This window comes from Variovorax sp. P1_G12, from assembly GCF_056405555.1.
In genome coordinates, this window is sequence record NZ_JBFUBW010000009.1 from 223,073 (window position 1) to 232,394 (window position 9,322).

The 9,322-nt window shown below is 67.5% G+C and carries 15 protein-coding genes; 3 read left to right on the top strand and 12 right to left on the bottom strand.

Translation table 11 applies throughout. The features are described 5' to 3' along the window. Positions 1–11 precede the first annotated feature (11 nt). The 6 genes from AC1D2O_RS13085 to AC1D2O_RS13110 all read right to left on the bottom strand — a co-directional run bounded on the left by AC1D2O_RS13085 (position 12) and on the right by AC1D2O_RS13110 (position 4,125). A complete protein-coding gene (locus tag AC1D2O_RS13085) occupies positions 12–395 on the bottom strand; it encodes a DUF4260 domain-containing protein (RefSeq protein ID WP_478091154.1) in 384 nt (127 codons plus the stop codon). Then, positions 392–853, bottom strand: coding sequence for a Spy/CpxP family protein refolding chaperone (locus AC1D2O_RS13090; RefSeq protein ID WP_442287807.1), 462 nt, complete (start codon positions 851–853; stop codon positions 392–394). The genes AC1D2O_RS13085 and AC1D2O_RS13090 overlap by 4 nt, the downstream gene beginning before the upstream one ends. 138 nt (positions 854–991) lie before the next feature. Further along, positions 992–2,788, bottom strand: coding sequence for a phosphoenolpyruvate--protein phosphotransferase (gene ptsP, locus AC1D2O_RS13095; protein ID WP_478157146.1), 1,797 nt, complete (start codon positions 2,786–2,788; stop codon positions 992–994). After that, positions 2,785–3,054: an HPr family phosphocarrier protein gene (locus AC1D2O_RS13100; RefSeq protein WP_442287809.1), complete on the bottom strand. Its 270-nt coding sequence runs from the start codon at positions 3,052–3,054 to the stop codon at positions 2,785–2,787. Before AC1D2O_RS13100 ends, ptsP begins: the two co-directional genes overlap by 4 nt. Further along, positions 3,023–3,478, bottom strand: coding sequence for a PTS sugar transporter subunit IIA (locus AC1D2O_RS13105; protein ID WP_478157148.1), 456 nt, complete (start codon positions 3,476–3,478; stop codon positions 3,023–3,025). The genes AC1D2O_RS13100 and AC1D2O_RS13105 overlap by 32 nt, the downstream gene beginning before the upstream one ends. A 101-nt stretch (positions 3,479–3,579) precedes the next feature. Continuing rightward, entirely contained in the window at positions 3,580–4,125 is a 546-nt protein-coding gene (locus AC1D2O_RS13110) for a hypothetical protein (RefSeq protein WP_478091355.1), read from the bottom strand. A gap of 67 nt (positions 4,126–4,192) precedes the next feature. On the opposite strand from AC1D2O_RS13110, the gene AC1D2O_RS13115 reads away from it, so the two are divergent. Then, on the top strand, positions 4,193–4,690 hold the full coding sequence (locus AC1D2O_RS13115) for a TlpA family protein disulfide reductase (RefSeq protein WP_478091354.1): 498 nt from the start codon (positions 4,193–4,195) through the stop codon (positions 4,688–4,690). 126 nt (positions 4,691–4,816) lie between these two features. Here AC1D2O_RS13115 and AC1D2O_RS13120 read toward each other — a convergent pair whose 3' ends face one another. Next, entirely contained in the window at positions 4,817–5,263 is a 447-nt protein-coding gene (locus AC1D2O_RS13120) for a c-type cytochrome (protein ID WP_478091352.1), read from the bottom strand. 149 nt (positions 5,264–5,412) lie between these two features. On the opposite strand from AC1D2O_RS13120, the gene AC1D2O_RS13125 reads away from it, so the two are divergent. Together AC1D2O_RS13125 and AC1D2O_RS13130 are read left to right on the top strand one after the other, a co-directional pair. Beyond that, the gene (locus AC1D2O_RS13125) at positions 5,413–6,129 is read left to right on the top strand and encodes a cytochrome b/b6 domain-containing protein (RefSeq protein WP_478091351.1); all 717 of its coding nucleotides are present in this window, start codon (positions 5,413–5,415) and stop codon (positions 6,127–6,129) included. Next, positions 6,126–6,707: a GNAT family N-acetyltransferase gene (locus AC1D2O_RS13130; protein ID WP_478091349.1), complete on the top strand. Its 582-nt coding sequence runs from the start codon at positions 6,126–6,128 to the stop codon at positions 6,705–6,707. The genes AC1D2O_RS13125 and AC1D2O_RS13130 overlap by 4 nt, the downstream gene beginning before the upstream one ends. A gap of 109 nt (positions 6,708–6,816) precedes the next feature. On the opposite strand, the gene AC1D2O_RS13135 is transcribed toward AC1D2O_RS13130, so the two are convergent. The 5 genes from AC1D2O_RS13135 to rpsC all read right to left on the bottom strand — a co-directional run bounded on the left by AC1D2O_RS13135 (position 6,817) and on the right by rpsC (position 9,311). After that, positions 6,817–7,323 carry a redoxin family protein gene (locus AC1D2O_RS13135; RefSeq protein WP_478091347.1) on the bottom strand — a complete coding sequence of 169 codons (507 nt, stop codon included), beginning with the start codon at positions 7,321–7,323 and terminating at the stop codon, positions 6,817–6,819. Between the two features lie 71 nt (positions 7,324–7,394). Further along, positions 7,395–7,664, bottom strand: coding sequence for a 30S ribosomal protein S17 (gene rpsQ / locus AC1D2O_RS13140; protein WP_442287817.1), 270 nt, complete (start codon positions 7,662–7,664; stop codon positions 7,395–7,397). 9 nt (positions 7,665–7,673) lie between these two features. After that, complete coding sequence (gene rpmC / locus AC1D2O_RS13145) at positions 7,674–7,925, bottom strand: 50S ribosomal protein L29 (RefSeq protein ID WP_478091346.1); 252 nt, start codon at positions 7,923–7,925, stop codon at positions 7,674–7,676. Between the two features lie 14 nt (positions 7,926–7,939). Continuing rightward, entirely contained in the window at positions 7,940–8,356 is a 417-nt protein-coding gene (rplP, locus tag AC1D2O_RS13150; protein ID WP_028250943.1) for a 50S ribosomal protein L16, read from the bottom strand. A 28-nt stretch (positions 8,357–8,384) separates the two neighbouring features. After that, the gene (gene rpsC / locus AC1D2O_RS13155; protein WP_478091344.1) at positions 8,385–9,311 is read right to left on the bottom strand and encodes a 30S ribosomal protein S3; all 927 of its coding nucleotides are present in this window, start codon (positions 9,309–9,311) and stop codon (positions 8,385–8,387) included. Positions 9,312–9,322: the final 11 nt, after the last annotated feature.

Below are 9,322 nucleotides of genomic sequence, written 5' to 3' on the forward strand. Positions count from 1 at the left end.
AAGCCGCTACCTCACCAGGGGTCGGCGCGGCCGATGCGGCCCAGGTGGGTGACACCGAAGCCGTCGCCATGGTGCAGCCCGAAGCCCAGCAGCCGATCGAAGCCGATGTGGGCGCACCAGACCAGACCCACGGCGAGCGCCACCGGCTGTTCGCCCAGCACCCCGGCGACGAGCACGGCGAAGGGCCCGAGGTAGGAGTGCGCGGCGTTGTACACCGCCGCGCCGACCCGCGGCCCGGCCAGGAAGCCGAGCAGCGAGAGGTCGGGCACGAGGAACAGCAAGGCGAAGGCGCCCCAGCCGGCCCCGAGCTGGGCGTAGCCCAGCAGCGCCGCCGCCAGCATGGCCAGCCCTTCGAGCCGCAGCATCGTGCGCACGCCGCCGGGCGGGGGCGTCATCCCCGGCCCCACCGGCGACCGCCGCGGTCCATGAAGTCACGCACCTTCTGCTGCTGCGCCGGGTTCAGGTTGTCGAAGAAGTCGGCCGCCGCGGCAATCACTTCGGGGCTCCCCGCCTGCACCGCGGCCGTCTTGTCATCGACCAGCTTCTTCGCCCGCTCCTGGTCGAGCTTGGCGCCGGCGAACAGGCTGCGGAACTCGGCCCGCGGGTCGCCACCGCCGCGCAGCGCGGCCCGCTGCGCCTGGAGCTTTTCGGTCAGCACGGTGAGCTTCTGCTTCTGCGCGGCGTCCAGATCGAGCTTGCTGCCCACGCGCTCGACCATCCGGGCGCGGAACTCGGCGCGGTCCTGCTCCGAGCCGCTCCAGCCATGGCGATGGCCGGAACAGCCAGCCAGGCTGCCGGCCACGAGCGCAGCACCGGCGAGTCCGAATAGAGAACGTTTGAACCAGGGTTTCATGGGAGTCTTCCTTCAAGAGGATCGGTGTGATCCGGAAGACTCGATGCTCGGCTCAGGGGTCGCCGAAATCCTTGCGCCGCGGTTTCGCTGTGTTTCGTTTTGTTGCGGCACTGGCCCCACGCCCGGCCCGGCGCCGGCCTATCGCACCAGCGCGGCGGCCGGATTCTCCAACTCGAGCACCTCGCGCGCCCAGGCTTCGAGCTTGCTGGTGTCGGCCCGGATCACTTCCTGCTTGACCGCGAGGATCTGCGACGGATGCATCGAGAAGCTGCGCAGCCCCAGGCCCAGCAGCAGCCGCGTGAACATCACGTCGCCGGCCATCTCGCCGCAGACGCTGACGCCCTTGCCCTGCCGCCGGCACTCGGCGATGGTGTCGGCCACCAGCCGCAACACGGCCGGATGGGCCGGATCGTAGAGGTGCGCCACCGATTCGTCGGCGCGGTCGATCGCCAGCGTGTACTGGATCAGGTCGTTGGTGCCGATCGACAGGAAGTCGAAGTGCTTCAGGAAGGTCTTGAGGGTCAGCGCGGCGGCCGGGATCTCGATCATCGCTCCGAGCTTCACATTGCCGTGCACCACACCGCGGTTGTCCAGTTCGGCGCGCGCGAAGTCGATCAGCGAGAGCGTCTGGCGGATCTCGCTGACGTGCGCCAGCATCGGGATCAGCAGATGGATCTCGCCATGCGCCGCGGCCCGCAGGATGGCGCGCAACTGCGTCAGGAACATCGCCGGGTCGGCCAGGCTCCAGCGGATCGCGCGCAGGCCCAGGGCCGGATTCAGGTGCGAATCCTCACGCCCCATCTTGCCGTCCAGCTGCTTGTCGGCCCCGACGTCGATGGTCCGGATCGTGACCGGCATGCCCTTCATGCCGTCGACCGCGCGCCGGTAGGCCTGGTACTGCTCCTCCTCGTCGGGCAGCCGCGTGAGGTTGTGCGATTCGCGCCCCATGAAGAGGAACTCGCTGCGGAACAGCCCGACGCCGACCGCGCCGGCCTTGACCGCGCCCAGCGTGTCCTCGGGCATCTCGATGTTGGCCAACAGTTCGACCCGCTGGCCGTCCAGCGTCACGGCCGGCTTGTGGCGCAGCCGGGACAGGCGCCCGCGCTCGAGGTCGCCCTGGCGCTGCTTGAAGCCGTATTCGGCCAGGATGATCGGCGACGGGTCGACGATCATCACGCCGGCATCGCCGTCGATGATCACCCAGTCGTCCTGGCGCACCAGCTGGCTGGCGCTGCGGGCGCCGACCACGGCCGGGATGTCCATGCTGCGCGCGATGATCGCGGTGTGCGAGGTGCGCCCGCCGACGTCGGTCACGAAGCCCGCGAACACGCTCTTCTTGAACTGCAGCATGTCGGCCGGCGACAGGTCGTGCGCGATCAGCACCAAGGGCGCATCGAAGGCGTCGCCGGCGATCAGGTCGTGGTGGTCGTCTTCCTCGGCGGTGCGCTTGCGGCGCGGCGGCGTCGGCGCCAGCACCGCCGCCGTGCCCTTCATGCGGTGCAGCAGCCGCTCGACCACCTGCTCCAGGTCGGCCTTGCGCTCGCGCAGGTATTCGTCCTCCATCTCGTCGAACTGGCGCGCCACCACCTCGAGCTGGGTGGTCAGCGCCCATTCGGCGTTGTAGAGCCGCTCGACGATCCAGTGCTTGACGCCGCCCGTGAGCACCTCGTCCTGCAGCAGCATCTGGTGCACCTCGAGCAGCGCCGAGAGTTCGTGCGGTGCATCGTTGGGCCCCATCAGCGCGACGCTGGCCTGCAGCTTCTGCAGCTCCTCGGCCACCGCGTTGCGCGCCATCCGGACCCGATCGATCTCGGTCTCGATCTGTTCCGGCTTGATGAAGTAGTGGGCGACGTCGATGCGGCTCGAGACCACCAGCACCGCCCGCCCGATGGCGATGCCACGGGCAACAGGGAGACCGTGGACAACGAAGGTCACTCGCCCTCGCCGAACTTGTCGTTCATCAATGCAACGATCGCATCGAGCGCCTCCTGCTCGCGCTCGCCGATGGTCTCGATCTCCACCGTGACGCCGAGGCCCGCGGCCAGCATCATGACGCCCATGATGCTCTTGGCATTGACGCGGCGATCGCCGCGCGCGAGCCAGACCTCGCACGGGAAGCTGCCCGCGAGTTTGGTGAGTTTGGCCGAGGCGCGTGCATGCAGCCCCAGCTTATTGCTGATGGTCACGGATGTCTTTGTCACTGTGCTTTCTTCTTGCCTGATTCTGCGGCGCTGCCACCGCCACCTGCATCACGCCGGCCGTCCCGCCGGTGAGCGCGCGCTGCACCAGCGTGTCGAGCGGCTCGTTGCGGTAGCTCACCGCGCGCAGCAGCATCGGCAGGTTGACGCCCGCCACCAGCCGCGAGCGGACGCCGTCGACCAGCTTCTGCGCCACGTTGCAGGGCGTGGCGCCGAACACGTCGGCCAGCACCAGCACCTGCGAGCGCGGGATGAGCTGCAGTTGGGCCAGCATGATGCGGGCGGCAGCGAGGGTTTCGTCCGGCGACACATTGGGCAGCACGTCGAGCGCGGCGATCGACGCCTCGCTGTCGGGAAAAACATGCAGCGCGCACTGCCGCAGCGCTTGGGCGAGCGGCGAGTGGGCGATGATGAGGATGCTGTTCATGCGGATCGGCGGACGGTCTCTCGATTATGCGGGGGCGCCCGCAGGATGTAGAAGGAAGACAACACGCAAGCATCCCACAATGCGACCGGGCGGCGACGGGCTCACGGGATGTGCAACCCTTCGAAGAAGGTGGGGAGCGCGTCCGTCGAAGAAGGCTTGCCGAGCACGGTCGCCTGGTACAGCGAGACCCCCTCCGGATGCAGTTGCGCAAACCACATCACATGCAGGGCCGTGGCCTGCGTACCGGCGCCGGCGTCCTGCGTGTCGAGCCGCACCGGCGCGGGTGCGTTCGCCGCCCGAAGCAGGGCGGCCTCGGTTTCGGTGGCCGGAACACCGGCGATCTGGCCGCGAGTCGCGGCGCGCCAGGCCCGCATCCAGCCTTCGGCCTGCGCCGGGCTGCCGGCGACCGCATGGGCGACCGCGAAGGTGGCGCCGCCAGCCTCGCAGCCCGCCATGTCCACCGTGACCGCCTCGACGCCCAATGGGAGCGAGCGGGTCGCGCGGTCGGGCTTGCACGGCAGCAGCGCGACGACGCCGTCGTTGCCGATCGGCACTTCGCGCCAGTTGAAGGTCGGGCTGCAGCCGGCGAGCGCGCTGGCGGCAATCCACGCGAACGCGGCGAGGCGGAGTCGGGGTGGCAAGGGCATCGGGAGCTCGATTATCGAGCGAGCCCGATCGGAACTAAAATCCGCAGGCCCGCTCCATCCTTCTTCCATGAAAAAAGTCGTCTGCACCGCCGCTGTCGCGATCGCCCTGGCCGTCGGCGTCGGTGTCTACCTGAGCACCGGGGTGTCGGCGGCGCCGGCATCGACCTTCGTGCTGCTCGACGGCAGCAAGAAGAGCACCGACGACCTCAAGGGCAAGGTCACGCTGGTCAATTTCTGGGCCACCAGCTGCGTCACCTGCGTCGCCGAGATGCCCAAGGTGATCGCCACCTACGACAAGTACCAGGCGCGCGGCTACGACACGCTGGCCGTGGCCATGAGCTACGACCCGCCGAGCTACGTGGTCAACTTCGCCGAGACCCGCAAGCTGCCGTTCAAGGTGGCGATCGACAACACCGGCGCCGTCGCCAAGGCCTGGGGCGACGTGCAGCTGACCCCCACCACCTACGTCGTCAACAAGCGTGGCGAGATCGTGAAGCGCTACGTCGGCGAACCCGACTTCGCCGAGCTCCATAAGCTCATCGAGAAACTGCTCGCCGAAGCCTAACCCTTCGGCCGGCGCAGCCCGGCCCCTTCGTGAAACACCGCGGAACCGGCTTCGCCGGGCCGCTGGTGTTGCCCCCGGTAGGGGGTGGGCGCCCGGACACGAAGTGCCGGGCAACCTGGGGGCGAGCTATTTGTTCCTGAAGGTGTCGTGGCAGGTCTTGCAGGTGTCACCCGCCGCGCCCACCGCGGCCTTCAACGCATCGAGATTGCCGGCCTTGGCGCCAAGCACCAGCTTGTCGGCGTCCGCCATCAGCCGCTCGCTGAGTTCCTTGAACTTGGCCTGCTCCTTCCAGATCTCTGGCTTGGCCTTGCCGCCTTCGGTGCCGGGCCCGAAGCCGCTCCACGGCAGCCTCGATATCTGGGCCACCACCTCGGCGTTGGCGGCGGCCGCCGCTGCGTCATAGGGCACCCGCCCACTGGCCATGCCGGCCAGACGGCCAAAGGTCTGGCTCTGGATGAACATGGCGCTTTGACGGTACTTGATGGCATCCTCGGCCTTGGCGAACTGCGCGGCGGCTGGAACCGCGAGCGCAAACGAAGCGGCCGCAAGGGCGAGCACGGCTGGACTTTTCATGCGTGGTTCTTTCTTGTTCAAGTGGCGGGCGATGCCGCGCGGGCCAGTTTAGGGATTGGCCGCCACCTGCGACTAGAGGTAACCCGCAGAACCCGCGACCCCGGAAGTTTGCTAATCTGCGGATCCCGCTCCTGCGCCCGCCGCCACCGATGACCGCTTCGTTCCAGACCCACACGCACCGCGCGGGGCTGGAGGTCGCCCCCTCGCAGCACACGCGCATCTGGGACCTGCCAACGCGCGTTTTCCACTGGCTGCTGGCGGCCGCCGTGACCGCCCAGATCGCGACCGGGCTCGGCGGCGCCATGGAATGGCACTTCCGGATCGGCTACGCGCTGCTGGCGCTGCTGCTGTTCCGAGGGTTCTGGGGCTTCGTGGGCGGACGCTGGTCGCGCTTCGCGAGCTTTCTCTATTCGCCCGGCTCGGTGGTCGACTATCTGCGCGGGCGCGCCCACCCCGATCACCTGATCGGCCATTCGCCGCTGGGAGCCCTGTCGGTGTTCGCCCTGCTGGGCCTGCTGGCGATCCAGGTCGCGACCGGCCTGGTGGCCGACGACGAGATCGCGGCCTCCGGCCCGCTCGCCCGCTTCGCCTCCAGTGGCATCGTCGCCGCGGCCACCCACTGGCACGCGGTCCAGGGCAAGTGGATCGTGATCGCGCTGGTCAGCCTGCACCTGCTGGCCGTTCTCTTCTATGTGCTGGTCCGTCGGCAACGGCTGGTGCGGCCGATGATCACGGGCGACAAGCGACTCGTCGACGGCGCCGCCGCGGCGCCGAGCCGCGACGACGCCGCCTCGCGGCTGCTGGCCATGGCGGTGTTTGCAGCCTGCGCCGCCCTTGCGACCTGGATCGCGTCGCTGCGCGTATGAGCCATTCCTTGTCACGTCCGCTGCCGCTGGCAGATGCGCCGAACATCGTCATGGTCACGCCCGACGAGGCGCGCGAGTTCGAGGCGGTGCGCGCGATCTTCCGCGACTACGCCGCTTCGCTGCAGATCGATCTCGGTTTCCAGAATTTCGACCAGGAACTGGCCAGCTTGCCGGGGGAATACGCGGAGCCTCGCGGCGCCCTGTTGCTGGCGCTGGTCGACACCACCGAGGTCACGGCCGCGGTCGCCGCCGAGCCGCTGCCGCGAGCCCAGGGCCGGCTCGCGCACGTCGCGGGCTGCTGTGCGCTGCGCCCCCTGGACGCGGCCGACTATCCCAATGCGGCCGAGATGAAGCGGCTCTACGTGCGACCGCAGTTCCGTGGGCTCGGCCTGGGCCGGCAACTGGCCGAGGCCATCCTCGATGCCGCCCGCGGCGCCGGCTATGCCTGCGTGCTGCTGGACACGCTGGACGACATGGAGTCAGCCCGCGCCCTCTACGAGGACCTGGGCTTCGCGGAAGTGCCGCCCTACTATCACAACCCCATCGCGGGGTCGCACTACCTGAAAGCTGATCTGTAGCTCGCCCCCAGGTTGGCTCACTTCGTGTAGCCGCCCATCCCCTCCCGGGGGCCATACCAGCGGCCCGGCGAAGCCGGTTCCGCGGTATTCCACGAACAAGAGCTGAGCCTCAGCCCTTGGCTTGTGCCAACAGAGTGTCGGCGTCGCTGACTTCGAACTTGCCCGGGCCTTCGACGTTCAGGCTGGCGACCTTGCCGTCCTTCACGAGCATCGAGTAGCGATTGCTGCGCACGCCCATGCCGCGCGAGGTCAGGTCGAGCGTGAGCCCGGTGGCGTTGGCGAAGGCGGCACTGCCGTCGGCCAGCATGCGGACCTTGGTGCCGGTGTTCTGGTCGCGCGCCCAGGCGCCCATCACGAAGGCGTCGTTGACGCTCACGCACCAGATCTCGTCGACGCCGGCGGCCTTGAAGTCGTCGTAGTGCTGCACATAGCCCGGCACGTGCTTGGCCGAACAGGTCGGCGTGAAGGCGCCGGGCAGCGCGAACAGCGCGATGGTCTTGCCCGCGGCTGCCTTGGTGACGTCGACCGGGTTCGGGCCGATGCTGCAGCCCTCGCCTTCCACCTCGGAATATTCCTGCAGGGTTGCGGGAGGAAGGGTGTCGCCGACTTTGATCATGTGATGTGCTCCAGAAAAAGAAAAACGGCCCACATTGTGGGCCGCTTTCGGTTTGGCTGCTTCGCCTGCGATCAGACCAGAGCGGCCTTTTGAACCAGGCGGGTCACCACCCAGTTCTTCGACTTCGAGATCGGCCGGCTTTCGGTGATCTCGATGGTGTCGCCCAGCTTGTATTCGCCATTTTCGTCATGGGCGTGGTACTTGCTGGTCTTGGCCACGATCTTGCCGTAGAGCTCGTGCTTGACACGACGCTCGACCAGCACGGTCACGGTCTTCTGGCGCTTGTCGCTGACCACCTTGCCGATCAAGGTGCGCTTGAGGGACTTTTTAACTTCCGTCATGTTCACTCCTTACTTGGCGGCTGGGGTTTCTTGCTGCTTCTGCGCAAGAATGGTCTTGGCGCGCGCGATGTCGCGGCGCGTCACGCGCAGCGTCGAGGTGTTCGACAGCTGTTGCGTGGCCTTCTGCATGCGCAGGCCGAAATGGGCCTTCTGCAGGTCCTTGATTTCGGTTTGCAGGCCGGCGACGTCCTTGTCGCGCAGCGCTGCTGCCTTCGAAGTCTTGGCCGGAGCCGCGACTTCCTTCTTCTTACGTGTTGCCATGGTGTTCTCCTCGATCAGGCGCCGAGCTGGCGTGCGACGAAAGTCGTGCGCAGCGGCAGTTTGGCAGCGGCCAGACGGAACGCCTCGCGGGCGAGCTCTTCGGGCACGCCGACGATCTCGTAGATCACCTTGCCAGGCTGGATTTCGGCGACGTAGTACTCGGGGTTGCCCTTGCCGTTACCCATCCGCACTTCTGCGGGCTTGTGGGAGATCGGCTTGTCGGGAAACACACGAATCCAGATGCGTCCACCGCGCTTGACGTGGCGCGAGATCGCGCGACGTGCGGCTTCGATCTGGCGGGCCGTCAGGCGGCCGCGGTCGATCGACTTCAGGCCGAAGTCACCGAACGACACTGCGTTGCCGCGCGTCGCGATGCCGGTGTTGCGGCCCTTTTGTTCCTTGCGGAACTTTCTGCGTGCAGGTTGCAGCATTTTTGTTACTCCGTAGTTCTAAGACCGATCACTCGGTCTTGGCACCGTCAGCTGCTGCAGCTGGCGCGGCTTTGCGTACGCGCTTAACGGCGGGTTTCGAGTCTGCACCCGGTGCAGCCGGAGCTCCACCAGTGGCTTCTGCGGGCTTGTCGCTGCCATCGGCCGGAGCGACGTTGCCGCCGATCGGGCCACGGGCACCAGCGCGCGGGCCAGGACCGCGACGGTCCGAACCCGGACGGTCGCCACCCGGGCGGCCATCGCGACGCGGGCCGCGGGGGCGGCGCTCGTCGTCAGGACGCGGCGTTTCGACGGCCGGCAGGTCGTTGCGACCCAGCGTGTCGCCCTTGTAGACCCAGACCTTGACGCCGATGACGCCGTAGGTGGTCTTGGCTTCCGAGGTGCCGTAGTCGATGTCGGCGCGCAGCGTATGAAGCGGCACGCGACCTTCGCGGTACCACTCGCAACGCGCGATTTCGATGCCGTTCAGGCGGCCCGACGACATGATCTTGATGCCCTGGGCACCCAGACGCATGGCGTTCTGCATCGCACGCTTCATGGCGCGGCGGAACATGATCCGCTTTTCGAGCTGCTGCGTGATGCTGTCGGCGATCAGCTTGGCATCGATTTCGGGCTTGCGCACTTCTTCGATGTTGACCGCGACCGGCACGCCGAGCTGGCGACCGAGTTCACGCTTGAGGTTCTCGATGTCCTCGCCCTTCTTGCCGATCACGACGCCCGGACGTGCCGAGTAGATCGTGATGCGGGCGTTCTTGGCGGGACGCTCGATCAGCACGCGCGAAACGGATGCATTCTTGAGCTTCTTCTTCAGGTACTCGCGCACCTTGATGTCTTCGGCCAGCATGCCGGCGAAGTCTTTGTTGCTTGCGTACCAGCGGCTGGACCAGTTACGGCTGACCGCGAGGCGGAAGCCGGTTGGGTGGATTTTCTGTCCCATAGTTCTTCCAG